The sequence below is a fragment of the Prevotella veroralis genome (genome assembly GCF_018127765.1).
In the GTDB taxonomy this organism is placed as follows: domain Bacteria; phylum Bacteroidota; class Bacteroidia; order Bacteroidales; family Bacteroidaceae; genus Prevotella; species Prevotella veroralis.
In genome coordinates, this window is sequence record NZ_CP072331.1 from 801220 (window position 1) to 817424 (window position 16205).

14 protein-coding genes are annotated in these 16205 nt (G+C 42.7%); 7 read left to right on the plus strand and 7 right to left on the minus strand.

Annotated elements, in window-relative coordinates; genetic code table 11:
- Positions 1 to 130: 130 nt before the first annotated feature.
- The 7 genes from J5A55_RS11420 (at position 131) to J5A55_RS11450 (ending at position 8377) form a co-directional block, all read left to right on the plus strand.
- Entirely contained in the window at positions 131 to 1030 is a 900-nt protein-coding gene (locus J5A55_RS11420; RefSeq protein ID WP_004382181.1) for an IS982 family transposase, read from the plus strand.
- 355 nt (positions 1031 to 1385) lie between these two features.
- Complete coding sequence (locus J5A55_RS11425) at positions 1386 to 1610, plus strand: helix-turn-helix transcriptional regulator (RefSeq protein ID WP_004382180.1); 225 nt, start codon at positions 1386 to 1388, stop codon at positions 1608 to 1610.
- Positions 1610 to 2968, plus strand: a complete 1359-nt coding sequence (locus J5A55_RS11430; RefSeq protein WP_004382179.1) for a DNA cytosine methyltransferase — start codon at positions 1610 to 1612, stop codon at positions 2966 to 2968. Before J5A55_RS11425 ends, J5A55_RS11430 begins: the two co-directional genes overlap by 1 nt.
- A complete protein-coding gene (locus J5A55_RS11435) occupies positions 2952 to 4487 on the plus strand; it encodes an ATP-binding protein (protein WP_004382178.1) in 1536 nt (511 codons plus the stop codon). Before J5A55_RS11430 ends, J5A55_RS11435 begins: the two co-directional genes overlap by 17 nt.
- Before the next feature lie 2 nt (positions 4488 to 4489).
- Positions 4490 to 6679 (plus strand): Z1 domain-containing protein, encoded by a 2190-nt coding sequence (locus J5A55_RS11440; RefSeq protein WP_004382177.1) that lies wholly within the window; start codon positions 4490 to 4492, stop codon positions 6677 to 6679.
- Positions 6680 to 6683: 4 nt separating this feature from the next.
- A complete protein-coding gene (locus tag J5A55_RS11445) occupies positions 6684 to 7676 on the plus strand; it encodes a PD-(D/E)XK motif protein (protein WP_039851077.1) in 993 nt (330 codons plus the stop codon).
- On the plus strand, positions 7676 to 8377 hold the full coding sequence (locus tag J5A55_RS11450) for a hypothetical protein (protein WP_004382175.1): 702 nt from the start codon (positions 7676 to 7678) through the stop codon (positions 8375 to 8377). Before J5A55_RS11445 ends, J5A55_RS11450 begins: the two co-directional genes overlap by 1 nt.
- Here J5A55_RS11450 and J5A55_RS11455 read toward each other — a convergent pair.
- Genes J5A55_RS11455 through J5A55_RS11485 form a run of 7 tightly spaced genes read right to left on the minus strand, consistent with a single transcriptional unit; the run spans position 8374 to position 16193 of the window.
- Positions 8374 to 9042, minus strand: coding sequence for a TraX family protein (locus tag J5A55_RS11455; RefSeq protein WP_004382174.1), 669 nt, complete (start codon positions 9040 to 9042; stop codon positions 8374 to 8376). The two genes, J5A55_RS11450 and J5A55_RS11455, sit on opposite strands and share 4 nt — an antisense overlap.
- A 1-nt stretch (position 9043) precedes the next feature.
- A complete protein-coding gene (locus J5A55_RS11460) occupies positions 9044 to 11377 on the minus strand; it encodes a type IV secretory system conjugative DNA transfer family protein (protein WP_004382173.1) in 2334 nt (777 codons plus the stop codon).
- 18 nt (positions 11378 to 11395) lie between these two features.
- Positions 11396 to 12319 (minus strand): conjugative transposon protein TraN, encoded by a 924-nt coding sequence (traN, locus tag J5A55_RS11465; RefSeq protein WP_039851076.1) that lies wholly within the window; start codon positions 12317 to 12319, stop codon positions 11396 to 11398.
- A gap of 31 nt (positions 12320 to 12350) precedes the next feature.
- Positions 12351 to 13736 carry a conjugative transposon protein TraM gene (locus tag J5A55_RS11470; RefSeq protein WP_004382171.1) on the minus strand — a complete coding sequence of 462 codons (1386 nt, stop codon included), beginning with the start codon at positions 13734 to 13736 and terminating at the stop codon, positions 12351 to 12353.
- A 1-nt stretch (position 13737) separates the two neighbouring features.
- Positions 13738 to 14217: a hypothetical protein gene (locus J5A55_RS11475; RefSeq protein WP_004382170.1), complete on the minus strand. Its 480-nt coding sequence runs from the start codon at positions 14215 to 14217 to the stop codon at positions 13738 to 13740.
- Positions 14218 to 14221: 4 nt separating this feature from the next.
- Positions 14222 to 14818, minus strand: a complete 597-nt coding sequence (traK, locus tag J5A55_RS11480) for a conjugative transposon protein TraK (protein ID WP_039850888.1) — start codon at positions 14816 to 14818, stop codon at positions 14222 to 14224.
- A gap of 16 nt (positions 14819 to 14834) precedes the next feature.
- Positions 14835 to 16193 carry a TraJ family protein gene (locus J5A55_RS11485; RefSeq protein WP_004382168.1) on the minus strand — a complete coding sequence of 453 codons (1359 nt, stop codon included), beginning with the start codon at positions 16191 to 16193 and terminating at the stop codon, positions 14835 to 14837.
- Positions 16194 to 16205 lie beyond the last annotated feature (12 nt).

A 16205-nucleotide genomic window follows, 5' to 3' on the forward strand; every position in this document is an offset into this window, starting at 1 on the left:
TTGTAAATTTAGAATTATAATTATAACGTGAGTTCGATATAAGAAAGTTGTTTTAAAAGTTGTAGGAGTGGAATATTTTTCGTACCTTTATACTTGTAAACCAAAGAGTTACAAACAAATACCCACTCCTATGACTGATACAAATTTAATAGAAATATTCTGTATATTCGACGATTTTTGCAAGTATTTTACTCCTGAGTTGAAAAAACATACGCTTCAAGTACCCGGCAAGCGGCACCGTAACCGTACTTCCCATATGTCGGACAGTGAAATCATGACCATTCTGGTCCTGTTCCACACTCACCGCTTCCGAGACCTCAAGTCCTTCTACTTAGGCTATATCTGCCAGCATATGCGTGGAGACTTCCCACATCGGCTTTCCTACAACCGCTTTGTCGAGCGGCAGGCACAGGTCGCACTGCACCTGCTGCTGTTTTTCCAGACATGTGCACTGGGCAAGTGTTCAGGCATATCCATCATTGATTCCACACCACTGGCTTCCTGCCACATCAAGCGTGAGCGGCAGCACAGAACCATGAGGGGCTGGGCTGCAAAGGGAAAGTGCACGATGGGCTGGTTCTACGGCTTCAAACTCCATCTTGTCATCAATGACAGAGGAGAGATTATCCAGTGGAAGCTAACGCCGGGCAACGTAGATGACAGGGAGCCACTGAAGGATAAACGCTTCACCGAGAGGTTGTTTGGAAAACTCTTTGCAGACAGGGGGTATATCAGTCAGAACCTCTTTGAGATGCTCTTTGTGGACAATATACATTTGGTGACCAAGATAAAGAAGAACATGAAGAACTCCCTGATGAGCCTGTATGATAAGTTGTTGCTCAGAAAGCGTTCTGTGATAGAGACGGTGAACGATGAACTGAAGAATGTGTGCCAGATAGAACACACCAGACATCGCTCTTTTGATAACTTTGCAACAAATCTGATAGCAGGACTCATTGCATACAATCTGTTGCCAAAGAAGCCAGAAATGAACATAGAAATAATTGATAAAAGCAGGATAATTGCATAGAGCTTATATCGAACTCACGTATAATTATAGTATTTTACACCAAAGATATCGAATGAGACAAATTAGAAATCTATGAGTTAATTAGATTTATCATTGCAAAGTTAGATATTTGGTTTGATATTTTCTATATAATATTTTTATTTTTAGTGAGAATAATATTATTATGTCCTAATTGGAAAGAGTTGAGCAACAAAATTATCATTAAGTTTTTAATTCGTTATATTACGTAAAGTTAAAAGGGGGAGTATTGTACATATTTATAGTAATTGTCTTCAAAATTATTTGGGAATAAACTTGCGTATATCACATTTAATGATTAACTTTGAACACATCATGTATATTATTCAAATAAAATATGAAGACAATCATTTACCCCAATAGACTAAGGGTTGTGCTTGCTGACAAGCAAATTACAAACCGATGGCTGGCTCGGAAATTAAGTGTCACGGATATGACGGTATCACGTTGGACAACTAATAAAATACAGCCCTCGGTCTCCCAATTGATTGAAATAGCGAAAATGCTCTCTGTTAGATTAGACGATTTGGTAGAACCTTATTCTAAGGAGGGTAATCAATAATGGCTAATTCTAAATTGAGTAAATCATATACATTCATAGATTTGTTCGCAGGATTGGGAGGATTTCATCTTGCTTTGCAGAAATTAGGATGTAAATGTGTGTTTGCCAGTGAACTTCAAACCGATTTGCAGACTTTATATGAGAGAAATTTCAACATGAAATGTTCTGGGAATATTAACGATGTAAATATTAAGACGGATATTCCTCATCATGATATATTATGTGGGGGGTTTCCATGCCAGCCTTTTTCGCAAGCAGGCAAGCAACAAGGGTTTGGAGATGAGAAAGATAGAGGAAATCTATTTTATAAAATTATGGAGATTTTGGAATATCACAAGCCTGAATTCGTCTTCCTGGAAAATGTTCCCAATTTGAAGTCACATGATAATAAAAATACTTATAAAGTCATCCACAGTCAACTGTCTTCATTGTATGAAGTCGCAGATGACATAATATCACCACACTATTTTGGAATTCCTCATCATCGTAATAGAATGTATATAGTTGGAAGACTTAAAAGCAAGGGAGGATTACAAGGTTTTAAGTTCCCAGATCATGAGGAACGGCCAAAGTGTAATATAAATTCGATTATAGTACCCAAAGACACAGACTATATGTCATTGCGTCCAATAACTAGGACACAGATAAAAGCGTGGCAGAATTTTCTCGATTTGTTAAGTCTAAATAAAGCAACATTGCCGACATTTCCAATATGGGCAATGGAATTTGGAGCGACTTATGAGTTTGAAGGAGCTGCTCCTTATTACCAACAATCTCGACAACTGTTTGGTAAAAAAGGAAAATTTGGAGAGGTTATTAAGGGATATAGTAAAGATGACTTTCTTCAGTCTCTCCCTATTTATGCACAAGCAAAACCTAAAAACGGAAGACAATTTCCCGAGTGGAAAAAACAATTTATTCGTCAAAATCGCCAGTTTTATATTGATAATAAAGAGTGGATTGATACATGGATTTCTCAGATTAGACAGCCTGGATTTGAGAATAGCCATCAAAAATTCGAATGGAATTGTGGCCATGAGGAATTTCCAAATATCTATGACAAAATAATACAATTCAGACCGTCTGGAATTCGTGTGAAAAAACCTACATATTCTCCAGCTTTGGTCTTAACTACAACGCAGATTCCTGTTCTTCCTTGGGTTATAACACCTAATGGGGAAAAAGGTAGATATATGACAAGGCAAGAAGGAGCCAAATTACAATGCATGGAAGATCTTAATGAATATCCAGATACCATAGCAAGTGCTTTCAAGGCTTTCGGCAATGCCGTAAATGTTGAGGTTGTAAAACGTATTGCTAATAATCTTTTGTTTTATAATTATGATAACAATAGATAAAGTTTCTATAGCACTTAAGCCCAACGTATATAGTACATTCAGGAATTTGAATAATACTATATCCTATACTTTAGGTGAATATGTTGATAATGCTGTACAAAGTTTTCTTAATCATAAGCAAGAATTATTGGCTATAGAACCCAATTATAAATTAAGAGTAGAGATAAAAATAGATTGGGAAAATGGACTGATTTTTATAGACGATAATGCTGCTGGAATTGATGCAGATAACTATGTTCGTGCATTCGAGCCTGCTCATATACCTATCGATGATACTGGGTTAAATGAATTTGGTATGGGTATGAAGACTGCATCCGTGTGGCTTGCAAATAAATGGACTGTCACGACCAAGGCTTTAGGTGAAAATGTTGAGCGACACACAGAATTTGACTTACAGAAGGTTACTGCTGAAGAAAAAGAGGACTTAGTTGTTCAAGAGAGTGCTTGCGATACTAACAAGCACTACACACGCATAGTCTTATCCCAGTTATCTGCAAATGCACCGAAGAGAGGACAGATAGACAAAATACGCCGCCATCTCTCTAGTATTTATCGCTATTTTTTAAGGAGTGAAGATGTGGAAATAATTGTAAATGGAACTTTTCTTGAAGCACCTAACTATAAGATATTGAATGCTCCTTACTATAAAACTCCCGATGGTGATAAGATTCTGTGGAAAAGAAATATTGACTTCCAGATGGGAGACTACAAGGCAAAAGGTTTCATCGCCATTTTAGATAAAATTCAAAATGGAGCTAATGGGCTCGTCCTTTTGAGAAGAGGGCGAGTCATTGTTGGAGGAGGAGACGAAAGATATTTTCCCTCTGTCTTGTTTGGTCAAACAGGAAGTTTTCGTTATCGTCGTCTTTTTGGTGAACTCGAATTAGAAGGATTTGAGGTGTCTTTTAATAAGAATGGGATAAGAGAAGAAGATGATTTATATTTATTTATGGAAGCTTTGAGGGACGAAATCAAAGCTGATGAATATAATCTTTTAAGTCAAACGGACAATTATCGGCAACGTGGTAAAGAACAATATGCAAAAATATCCAAGGCTATAAAAAACGACCTTGAAAAGAAGAAAAAGCCCAAACAACTATCACGTCAAATAAGTGAAGTAGAAACTAAGATAAGTAATACGCAATATATCAAAAAAAATGAAGAGCGAATTGTGAATGCAAAACCGCTTGATTGCTACACTGAAACTTTTCAGTATAATAAGGAAAATTATGTTTTGTCGATGGAGCTAGTAACAGAGACAGAAACAGATGCCTTATATTCGATAGTGGTTGGAGAGACTAGTGATGGTATGTTTGCAGGCTCGAAATCAGTATCATGTAAAATTAATCTGGCACATCCTTTTTTCACAAGATTTGAGCAATTTAAGAAGGGACGAGACTATGAACCCATTATCTCAATTTTTAAGGCACTTGCATTGGCAGAAATAATGGCACCTGAAAGAGGTACTAGATATGGTGCAAATGTTAGATTATTGTTTAACCAATACATATTACAATAGTGATGGAAATAGAAATAATAAATAAAAATCCTGACTTCTTTACTCCTCAAATTGGGGAACAAACTACGGATTTACTTAATCGCTTTGCAGGGAAATTAGATAAAGATGGAATAGATACACTTCGTCGTGAGACTATAGAAATTCTTTCGCATTGTACAAATCCGAATAAAGATGCAGTCCAATCTATCACGAATTTAGTTGTCGGATATGTACAGAGTGGTAAGACAATGTCATTTACAACATTATCTGCACTTGCCCATGACAATGGCTTTAGGATCATTATTTATTTTGCAGGCACAAAAAACAACCTCTTGGCTCAGACGACAAAACGACTTAGAAAAGATCTAGTCAACAATGGGGCAAATGGCAATTACTATAAACTTTTCGAGAATCCATCTTCAACAGAGGTACAACGTATCCGAAATGCTTTAAGAATGACCTCTAAGCCGACTATTCTGATTACAGTATTGAAACATTATAAATATATATCTGCTTTAGCAGATATGTTTAATTCAAGTCATTTGAAAAGCGCATTAGGGAATTCTGGTGTCTTGATTATTGATGATGAAGCAGACCAAGCTAGTCTAAACGGTTATGCTTATAAGAATAGCAAATCAGAAGAATGGGAAGATGATGAATATACAACAACATATAGCAGCATATTGAAACTTAGAAGTAGTCTGTCCAATCATTCCTACATTCAATATACAGCAACTCCACAGGGACCTCTTTTGATAAGTATTATGGATTTGCTTTCTCCCAAATATCATACAGTGCTGACACCTGGTAAAACATATACTGGTGGAAAGACTTTCTTTTGCGATGAACCAGGACTAATTGTGACCATACCAGAGGATGAGGTATATCACTCTAAACACAGGAACTTGGTAGACTGCCCCGAATCTCTTATATCTGCATTACAGTTACATCTCATGGGCGTTGCAATTGTTGTCACTATTAATAGAAAGGAGGATTTTCTTTCTATGATGATTCATGCAGATAGAGAACAAGATGCAAGTGAAAAGTTTTATGGATGGGTTAAGGACCTGCTTGATACTTGGTACGAGCATATTTCACACGGAGAGTATGATCCAGGGTATATTGAATTAAAAAAGACCTTTTTGCAGACTTATAATGAGGCTATACGGATGTATAAAGAACACAATGAACTATATCCTGATTTTGCAACGATTTGGGAGAAAATTCCAGATATAATTCTTGATACCAATACGGAACTTCTCATTAGTCGTAATAAAAAGCAAGGAGAAAATAAGGAGATAGACTGGACTGGTTCGTGCTCTCACATTCTCGTTGGCGCTGACATGTTAAATAGAGGATTTACAGTTGAGCATTTAGCGATTACCTATATGCCTCGATATAGTGTGGGAAAATCAACGGCTGATACGATACAACAACGTTGCCGCTTCTTTGGCTACAAACAAAATTATCTTTGGTCATGCCGCGTATTTTTACCTTTAGAGGCTATCTTGGAATATAAGGAATATGTTGAACATGAAGAGGAGATGCGTAAATGGCTCAAAGAGAATGATAATTTGGAAGTAGTAGAGCGACTTCTTATAATTTCAGACAAACTTAATGCCACAAGAAGGAATATATTATCAAAGAAAACTGTAACGACAAAACTTAACGGCTGGAGGAAGATGAATGCCTTTCAAGCTATTGAAGAGAATATTTCTTTTGTCAACACATTTATTGGAAGACATGACTGGAATTTATACGAAGATTATGGAACTGCAGACCGTAATCATTCATATGTAAAATTAGACATACAGGACGTCGTTGAATTTTTAACAGAATTCAAATTCCAGAATATGCCAGATGCCGCAAGAAAACAAGCGACATTAAGGTATATGAAATATTTAAAGTTTAAAAGGACTAATCCATTGAAGTATGCTTATATCATAAACATGGCATACAAGGGAGAACCTAGAGTACGTGCTTTCAATGTAGAAACTCAAAGGCTTGTTAATTTACATTCTGGCCGTTCTACTAATGGAGCTAAAGTTTATCCAGGTGATGCTGCAATAAAGTTCGAGGACTCTATTTGTATACAGATTCATAAGGTCAAATTAAAATGCGATTCTGTACAATGGGGAGGAAAAGTAGCTTATACGTTGGCCATCTATTATCCTTCGGATTTTGCAATTAACTATGTTGAAACGGAAGAATAAGATAATGAATAATGATGTCAATTTGATTTTTAGGGAATTACAATCTCGTAACAAGAGCATTGGGAACTGTTTTACAGCTCAAAGACTTCCTTTCTCTGATACACATAAAATAGGTGTTTCAGAGAAAGGAACACCTATGTTTTTTATTCAAAGTTCGTTAATGGGTATTATGACGAATTTCAATCTTGATTTAATTTCTGTATTATTTAATCAACAGTGCTCCTTAAAACTGGAGGAAGCAGATAAGACTATTGATAATACTTACACAATAGTTGCATTAAAAACGGACAATACGGATTTGACAAACTATTTTATAGACGTTATATGTATTGTATTGAAGAGAATTGGCGATGAGCCTAATCCGAAACTGTTAGAATCTGAGATAGAAAAGTTAGTGGAACTATTCCATTGTTTTTCAAAACCTCCAAGAAAAACGATACAAGGTTTGTGGGCTGAATTATTTGTTATCGAAAAGTCTATTTCGCCAGAATATCTTATCCAATCATGGCATACAGAAACTAATGATATATTTGATTTTAATGATGGCATAGACAAGTTAGAGGTTAAGAGTACATCGAGAGGGAAGCGAATGCATAGTTTCTCCTTAAGTCAACTTTCTCCTAATCAAGGATCAGACTTAGTTGTTGCCTCTTTATTTGTTACAGTTTCAGGAAAAGGGCTAACAATATTTGATTTAATAAAATCAATCGAGAATAAACTTTCATCCTTAGAGACCAAGATTAAACTTGATGAAATTGTCTCTAGAACTTTGGGAACAGATTTTGAAAAGGCTGGTGATTTTTATTATGATTACCAATTAGCTACAGATTCGTACAAGTTATATTACTATAAGGATATCCCATCTATTCCGGTAAAAGAAGTTCCAAAAGAAATTTCAAATATCCATTTTGAATGTGATATAACTTCAATTAATTCAATAAATGAAGTTGCTCTAAGGTTTCCTAATTCAGAACTTTTTAAGTCAATCAAAGCGTAATGAATAATAAGATACAGCCAGAGACATTGTTACAACTGATAATAAGTGTGCTCGGAAAATCGTCTGATTTTGAGTATATCAATGGTGTGCAACCTTTTCTAATGAAGTTTAAGAACGATTTTTTTTACGTCTATGTAAAAAACTTGTCTTCTGCCTATTTTAACGATAGACCAGATACAACAAGAGCCCAGTTACCTCGACGGGATGAGTTTGATACAATAAAGTCTTCTTCAATTCCATTCATTTTTTTAGGCTACGATCAACTTAACGATGTATTAGTATGCTGGAATTTCTACATAGCAAAGAAACGACTAAATGAAAAGAAAAGTGTTTCTTTCTATTCTAGAAAATTTTATCAAGAAGAGGTTGTTGGAGGAGAATTGTTAAGAAAAAAACTTAAGAACGATGACGTACCTGTTCTATTTAAGCGAAAAGATATAATCCTTTTCTTTGAAAACATTCACAACTTCTTTGAAGAGTCCGGCTGTGAGTACGTTTCAGAACAGTCTCCAACAAAGGATGGGAAAATATTATCTATCACGGATGAAGCCTTATTAGCAAAATTAAAACCTTTATTGGATATTAGTACGCCCCATACATTAGAGGCCATAAAGGTAGTACAAGAGTTTTATGGTGAGTTGCCTAGTATGAAATTTAGGGATTGGGCGAATCTTGTCAAAACAGTCACTTATAAGGATTAATATACGCAACTATAATAGTTTAGAAGAAAAAGAAACGAGAGGTGTAATGGGTAAAAAGCATAGCAAATATATTTTGCATACTGTCCCTTAATAAATCCCCTCTGCCCATTGTAACAAAGTATAACAGCCAAGCCCAACCAAAGCCCGATTACACCGTACTGGTACATGAACAGGGTGGCTAATAGGCATTTCGTCACCTTGTCCGGCTGGAAGATATGGAACGCACATATCAGCAGGATGCCGGAATACTCATAATCGACGTGCAGCCAAATGGCGTTGCCGCAAATTGAGGCAATGATGATGCACCATATCAGGGGCTTGTCTCCGATTCTGCACATCCCCTCTATCGCTATCAACCCCAATAGCAGAGTAAAGAACACATTGTGGGTGTTGTCGTGATTAAGCAGCCACCATGGGATTTCAGATATGAGCGCAAAAGCCAAAAGATTCAGTGCATATTTCCTTGTGGAACGAGTATGGCCATACCCCTCCACCAGCAGAAAGGCAAAGATGGGGAAAGCCATTCTCCCCACCGTCCGCATCATGTCATACGTCCAAGTACCATGTTCCATCAGGTAATAAGCGATATGGTCTACAGTCATGGACACCAACGCTATTGCTTTCAGGGCACTGCCCGACAAACCTTTCCACTGCTCAAGTACCATACTACTGTTTATTTTCCTGTTTCTTTTTTCTGTCTTTACCCAAAAGTTCAGCTATCATCTCATCCACCTCGTCATTGACCCGTTTGAAGTTACGACCGAGCATGATTTCCTTCTCACGGTCGGAGGCAAACTGATAGATTTTCGGCAAGTCGGCATATAGACTTTCCTCCTGCTTGATTTGCTCCATATCAAAGTGCGTCTTGCAGAAATACTTGGAAGTCTTAAACTCCTCCGACTTCTCGATATCAAAGCCCTGCATCATACTACCCTCGGTAGGCGTGAAGTCACGTGCCGACTGACCTGCCAGCCAACCCGTTGCCATGTCCGCTATCTTGGCAGCTGGCACCAGATAGTCCAGCCGTTCCGATATAGACGTGGAAACCTTTTGGTCATTGATGGTGATGGATTTGGAAGTCTGCTTCGCCTTGCCGAACACGTCGTTCTGTGCCCATTCCAGTGTCTCCTTGTTACGGGCGGCACCCATGAAGATGTTACCGCAAGTGGTGATAATTTTCTGCATACCGTTCTTGCCATAGTCCGCCTCCAGCTGTGGCAGTTCCTGAAAGCCCAGTGTCACTGCCACCTTGTTGCTACGCGCTGTGCCAATCAGTCGGTCAATCTTATGAAAGTACAAGGTCGGCAGCTCATCGACGATGATGGACACGGGAATGTTTCCACGGCTGTTCACACGGGTAACTAGACGGTTGAGCACCAGCGCATTCAGCGCACCCACTATCTGCTCTTTCTCTGGGTCGTTGGCAATCACAAGATACGAGGGGCTGGCAGGGTCTGAAATCTTCAGGTCGAAGTCATCCCCCGTGAATATCCAGTAGGCTTCGGGCGACACCAACCGAGCCGCATTGACACGGAGCGTACCCACCATACCTTCGAGCTGATCCATCGCCTTGTTGGTATAAGCCGACTGGAACGGAGCCATGAGTGATAGAATCTTCTGGTCCTGCATCAGGATGTCGAACACGTCACTGTACTGCTTGCCTAAGAAAGACAGTACATGAGGCATGTCCGAGTATTCGCCGGTAATGGTGTCCGGTTCCACCACCTGCCCCTGCTCATCCTCGTACCATGACGAAGTGATATGCACCCGCTGTCCGTTACGGCTCGTATAAGTGAAGTCATTCAGATCCACGAACATGCCATCTTCATCCACCGACACATCGTGGCTCAACTCATCCACAAAGTCGAGAATCATGTTACCGTCTTTATCTACAGCCCGGTAGTCATGCCAGTTTTTTGTAATCAAATTCAGTTTCTTGCCCCTGTACTTGATGTACCTTGTAAGTTTTTTGCCGTCCTTGAACCCTGTCGGATGGAAATTGACGAAGAAATAGATGATGGCAGAGAGGAAGTTGATGGCTGAGTTCTGAAAGAACGCCTCCGAGCCACCCTTCTTGTCGCCCCCTTTATTGAGCGATTCCAGCAAGGTCGCTGCCGTCTCTGCTGCCGCCGCCAAATCAGGGATATACTTTCGCTGGATAGGATTGATACGGTTGGAGTACTCCACATCGGTAAAGTTCACGATATGGAAACCACAGTTCTCTGGTAACCTACCGAGTTTCTTGTTCTTGCAGTACTGATAGAACAGCGTCTTTCCCAGTGTCGGAAACTTATAGTCGTACACCATCATGGCAAACCCCTTGGCCGCATGTTGACGGATAAACGGGTCGATGATGCCGAAGGACTTACCAGAGCCGGGCGTACCCAGTACGATGGTTCCACGGAAGGGATTGATAATGTTGATCCAGCCCTTGTGCATCCGTCTCTTGAAATAGTAAATCATCGGGATATTGACCGAATACGGATTCTCATTCAGTTCCTCCGACTGCTGGAACGATTCATTCTCGAAGTTGAAGCGGTCCTCTCCTAACTTATAGTTGTAGAAGCGCGAGATACCGTCCAGCCCCTGATGCAGGAGCATTGTACCGATGATGGAAGTCATGGCATAAAGGATGCGGTTGGTCGGAAAACCAAAAGAGACTCCTCCCCAGATGCCCTTATGAAACATCATGCAGAGTGCGATGAATGTGATGCCGATGCCGATAGGATAAAGCACCATCGTTTTGACATTGAACTTCAGTACCTTCTGCGGACGTGTGCCGATACATGTCACACCGATGCAGATAAGTTCGACAAGTTTGCACGATGCCACATTGTTGAACACCTTGAAACGAGCGATGAGTTCCAGTATGAACCCCGTAACACGGTTGTCTGCCGTGATGGGCAGATTCATAATCAGCTCCACAATCAGGAAAAGATAGATGCAGCTCCTGAAGATGTTGTACATCTGTTGCTGTTCCCTTGTCTCTTCTACAGCCATGACTTGATAGTTTGATGGTTAAAACACTGGCAGATACGATACCATCTGCTCACTGACCCCGTCAGCGTGCAGCATATCCTTGTAGTTGATATCGAGCGTGATGATACGCCCCGAAATCTGCTCCTCCGAAATCTCCAGCTTCAGCACCTTCTCTTCAGGGAATGTGAGTTTATCGAGCACCAGCACGTTACGGTATGCCTTCTTGAAACTCTTGGCACTGCTCAGACTATACACTGGTGTCAGCTCAATCGTCTGTGAGTTGGTGGCCTTCAGTTCCTTCTTATCCGTGAGCTTGATACGTACCTCACTGATGTCATACTTGATTTTTGTGGCATTGTAGAGCGAATAATCGATGAAGAAATAATCACCGATACTATAAATGTTGTTCACCCTTGCCTTGATACCGTTCTTGTTTGAGTGGATATTCTTCTGTGGTTTACTGGCAAAGATAGCCCAGGCGTAGGCAGCCATTTCCTTGCGCGGCATCGTCACGTCGGGATTTTCGTACCTGCCCATCTCTCCGGCCTTGATGCGGTAGATGGAGTTGGCTTTGGCAGGTCCGGAAGTATAAACCACGTTGAGCTGTACGATATGCCGCTCACCGATAACGGTAATCGTACCCACCAGCTCATTATCATACATCCTCCCTGACGGTTTGATGCGCACAATGTTGTCCGTACACTGGTTACCTATAATCTTGCTCGTCGAGATGTCTACGAGCTTGATATTCTCAGGCATCAGCAGATGTGTCGTCACTTCCTCGTTGACAAACACCACATCCTTACGCCTGTTTTCGTCGAAGATGTAGCTGTCCGTAGGCTTGGCGTTGCGGATATACCTCACCGAAGCCGAGTCTGCCTCGATGTTCTTATACTTCTTCTGTGCCTGAAGGCTGCCACACAATCCCATGAGGGCAACCATGAGAACTAAAATCTTTTTCATATTTCCTAAATGTTTGATGAATTTTTGAAAGCTATTCTGCATTGGTATTGACCAGGTAGACGATGGTGTTGTACTTGATACGAGCCTTGTTCTTTCGGATATTGGTAGACACGGCTGATGTTGCCGACTGGTACATATTCTGTAGGGCCTGCAGCGCCACCGCTTCGGAACTCAGTCCACTGCCATACCCACCGTCAAAGTTGATGTTGCTCTGCAAGGCATTCGCCTTGGCATCCTTCATCAGGTCACGGAAGGCAGACTCCGGGACATAAAAGCCCTCCATGCCGTCGTTGTCATAGACCGACAGTCCCACCTTGATGAACTTATCCCTGACCAGGATGCTGGTGATGGTCGCCATCACACGCTGCTGACCGAATCCCGTCACCGTACCATAGAGGTAGGTGCCCTTCTTCAATTTTGTCCCTTTGAGCGTCACATCGTCGAGGAGCTTGAAGCGGAGGCGTGTACCCTCGTGTGCCTTCGTCGTCTTGTCTATCATGGCACGGATCAACGGAACCTCCGCTGTAGGCTCGGCACTGACGGTGTTGAACTTATCAGCATTGCCTTCCACCACTTTCTTGACGATGGCCGGTTTCTCTTCGGGCTTACGATGAGAGGTATCAAAAGACTGTGACACTTTTGACACTTTGGCACTTTCGTCCTCTTCGATACCCATGCTCCGCTCCAGGGATTTCTGACGGGCAAGGCTTCGCTTCTGAATGGCGTCCACCTCCCTTGCATAGTCATCCATTTCAGCCTGACGGGAACCACACCCATAACTGCTGGCCGAACCATATCCGGATGCGCCCCCATAGCTACCACCTTCATAGGCGTTGATATGTTTCCGGGACTGTGCCAGTCGCTGCTGCAAGACTTCCATGTCCTTCTGTCGCTTGGCATTGATGGCGTTCTGCCGGTCTATCTCGTCCAGTTCATGCTCCTGATAGCCGTTGCCGAGTGAGTCCTGCTGTGGCTGGTCCTCACCGATTCCGTTCACAGCCGATGCTGCATCTTCCTCGTTATAGCGTTTGTTCATCTCCGTCATCTTATCGCCCATTTCGTCATTGGCCGCCGTGGGCAGCGAGGCATTGATGCTGTCCGTGGCCACACCCTTCTTGGCATTGTCCGTACCTCCGAATACCCCCATCAACTCATAGCCTAAGAACAAGATAGGCAGAAGAATGGCCAAAGGAAAGATGTACTTGGGCTGTTTGAAGTCGATGCGCCACCAACTCTTGCCCTGTGATAAGGGCTTCGCCACAGGCGGCTCTTTCGGACTTGTCTTTTCCCTTTCGTCGCCCTTAGCCTTGTTATCATCCTGCGTTTCAGCATCAACCTCCATCTCTACCGTAGCCGATGGTTCTCTCTCCTTTCCCAGTCCTACTTTGAACAAGAATTTCTTTATCAGTTCTTTCATATCATTGATGTTTTAAGTTTGCCACTATCATTTCGAGTTGCTTGTATTTATAGATGATAAGCGCAGAATCCTGATGCGTCTTGATAGGAATACGCACCAAAGAATCCAACTCCCCTTTCAGTCGCTGGCCTCTGAGGGCCAGCTGTCCTACCTCACGAACCTGCACGTTCTTGCCATTCTGTATGCTCTGTAGTCCGGCGAACATAGGCTGCACATTTTCTATCTCCCCCACAATATCCTTGTTGGACTGTGGAGAATAGAGGGAAACGACTATCCCCAAGCAGAGCGAGCAGACCAGCGCACCGACGGTCATGGCTGCCGTATGTTTCGGGTGTTTCACTGCCCATGCGTTGGCAGCATCTATCCGCTCCCGTATCTTCCATTGCAAAGAGAGCTTCCTTACAAAGGACTTCACCTTACCCCTGGTTTCCTGTTCCCATCTTGCCTTGGCTGCTTTCGCACGTTTCATTTTCTTCCTCATAACCTTAGTAGTCTAAATCCTTATTCTCCAGCGTTCTCCAGTTGGTAATCAGCAGACCATGCGGATTGTTCCTTGTACGGGGCACATTCTCGATACTGCCCACCGTGACGAGGGAGCGTTTCATGTCCCTTGAACGGCGTTTGATAATCTGCGTACCATAATATTTGAACTTCCTCGACTGCTCGTCCAGTTGGATGGAGTCGCAGATGATCATGCACACGGCCGAAGAAGAGACAATGTCCGAGTAAAAACCATTTTCCTCCATCGCCTGTTTCTGCTTCAGTGCCGTACCGTCTGCCATATACATTGCCTTGGCCAGCGTCCACTTGATATAGTCATCGTCGGGCGGCAAGTTGAAGAAGTACTGATGGAAGAGCTGAATGTGCGCCTTAGCCTCCATCACGAAGTTTGCCTCCTGCTTGCTCCTTTCAGCGAGGAAAGGGATGTCGCCGTCGAGGACATAAATCTGATTACGCTCTTCCGTTACCAACTTGGCACAGTAGAAGATGCAGCAGGCACAGATCACCGTACTGCCGATGATGGTCAGCAGTACGGTCGTCAGCGCGAGCCTTGTTTTCTGTTCTAAACTCTGTATTAACATATCCTGTCGTTTTAGTTTATTTTCCTCTGTTGTAAGAATCACTCATGGAACTGCCCATCTTCGATGCTGCCTTGCCGGCAGAGCTTTCGGTGAACATGTGCTTGGCCTCTTTCGCCATACCTGAAGCAGCACCGCCCATGGCTCCAGCCAAAGTAGCCGCGCCGCCATCGGAATAGCCACTTGCGCCACTCACGGCTCCGGCCACACCTGCCGCTCCGAGATGAGCAGCCCCGGATACCGCCGAGCCTGCCACTGGCGTAACAACCGAAGCGATGCCCACTCCTGTAGAAGCGGCACTGCCCACAGCTCCGCCAACGGCACCGGCCACGACACCACCTGCGGCACTGCCCGCACTCGAACTCACGCCACCCGGTATCAGCCATGAAGCCACCTCTGGAACAAAGCGAATGATGTAGGCACCCACGAGCATACCCATGGCATACATACAGTTTGAGCCAATTCCTTGAATACCCAGTGCGCCAATCTGCCCCCAGGAGTTCACCTGACCTTGCAAAAGCCTACCGTAAGCGGTTAGGTCTTCTCCGAGGTTATACATCAGGATAAAGTCGATGTAGTATAGGCACATATAGGTGACGAAACCCCATAGCGACAAGGAAAGGTACTTGCTAATCCATTGCGACCACGCACTGCTCCATGGCGGTACGATGGACAGGGCAAACATGATAGGAGCAAAGGTCGCCAGTATCGTCATGAAGATACGCTGGGCCACCAAAATGCCATAATAGGACATCTGGAAGATCAACTCCCCGATGAAGCGTATCACGTCGTTGATCCATTCCGACACTTTTGTTTCTGCGGCTACCGTAGCCCTTTGTGCATAATTGTTGATGGTCGAGCCCAAGTTCTCCATGTTGTAGATGAGCTTGTCCCACCAATGAGCATCCTCGCCAATCTCCTGTACCTGCTTCGCCGTCTCGATGCTGTCCTGCACCTGTCGGAGCCGTTTGAGGTAGTCCGACTGCTTTTGCGCCACTTTTAGCTCCAAAGCTGCCACCTCCTTGTTCTTGCTGCTTGCCATCTGTTTGGTGGTCGCCTCCAATGCCTTGCCCGGCCGGGCCAGTTCCTGACAAATCCATGAGCTATAAGTGATACAGATAGAAAAACCAATAATGCGGAGAAGTTTCATCACGTCCATCGCCCTGCGCCCCAGCATCATCATCCAGCACTCGTAGGAACCCACACAAAGGGCGAGGCACAAGCCGATGACACGGGCATAGCCCACGGTGTCGCCTAGTACCGCCGACTTCGGGAAGGTCTCCATCGCCACTAACAGCTTGTCCAGGCTCTCGTCGATGGAAGGCAATCCCATCGTGAGCAGCTGACTTGTGATATTCAATAAGATGTCTGTAACCATATTCTTAAATCA

What these genes read in the sequence shown, in the direction of transcription:
- traK (WP_039850888.1), bottom strand. Translation starts at nt 14,818, where the DNA reads ATGTTAATACAGAGTTTAGAACAGAAAACAAGGCTCGCGCTGACGACC.
- J5A55_RS11445 (WP_039851077.1), top strand. Translation starts at nt 6,684, where the DNA reads ATGAATAATGATGTCAATTTGATTTTTAGGGAATTACAATCTCGTAAC.
- J5A55_RS11435 (WP_004382178.1), top strand. Translation starts at nt 2,952, where the DNA reads ATGATAACAATAGATAAAGTTTCTATAGCACTTAAGCCCAACGTATAT.
- J5A55_RS11475 (WP_004382170.1), bottom strand. Translation starts at nt 14,217, where the DNA reads ATGAGGAAGAAAATGAAACGTGCGAAAGCAGCCAAGGCAAGATGGGAA.
- J5A55_RS11470 (WP_004382171.1), bottom strand. Translation starts at nt 13,736, where the DNA reads ATGAAAGAACTGATAAAGAAATTCTTGTTCAAAGTAGGACTGGGAAAG.
- J5A55_RS11485 (WP_004382168.1), bottom strand. Translation starts at nt 16,193, where the DNA reads ATGGTTACAGACATCTTATTGAATATCACAAGTCAGCTGCTCACGATG.
- J5A55_RS11450 (WP_004382175.1), top strand. Translation starts at nt 7,676, where the DNA reads ATGAATAATAAGATACAGCCAGAGACATTGTTACAACTGATAATAAGT.
- J5A55_RS11460 (WP_004382173.1), bottom strand. Translation starts at nt 11,377, where the DNA reads ATGGCTGTAGAAGAGACAAGGGAACAGCAACAGATGTACAACATCTTC.
- J5A55_RS11440 (WP_004382177.1), top strand. Translation starts at nt 4,490, where the DNA reads ATGGAAATAGAAATAATAAATAAAAATCCTGACTTCTTTACTCCTCAA.
- J5A55_RS11430 (WP_004382179.1), top strand. Translation starts at nt 1,610, where the DNA reads ATGGCTAATTCTAAATTGAGTAAATCATATACATTCATAGATTTGTTC.
- J5A55_RS11425 (WP_004382180.1), top strand. Translation starts at nt 1,386, where the DNA reads ATGAAGACAATCATTTACCCCAATAGACTAAGGGTTGTGCTTGCTGAC.
- traN (WP_039851076.1), bottom strand. Translation starts at nt 12,319, where the DNA reads ATGAAAAAGATTTTAGTTCTCATGGTTGCCCTCATGGGATTGTGTGGC.
- J5A55_RS11455 (WP_004382174.1), bottom strand. Translation starts at nt 9,042, where the DNA reads ATGGTACTTGAGCAGTGGAAAGGTTTGTCGGGCAGTGCCCTGAAAGCA.
- J5A55_RS11420 (WP_004382181.1), top strand. Translation starts at nt 131, where the DNA reads ATGACTGATACAAATTTAATAGAAATATTCTGTATATTCGACGATTTT.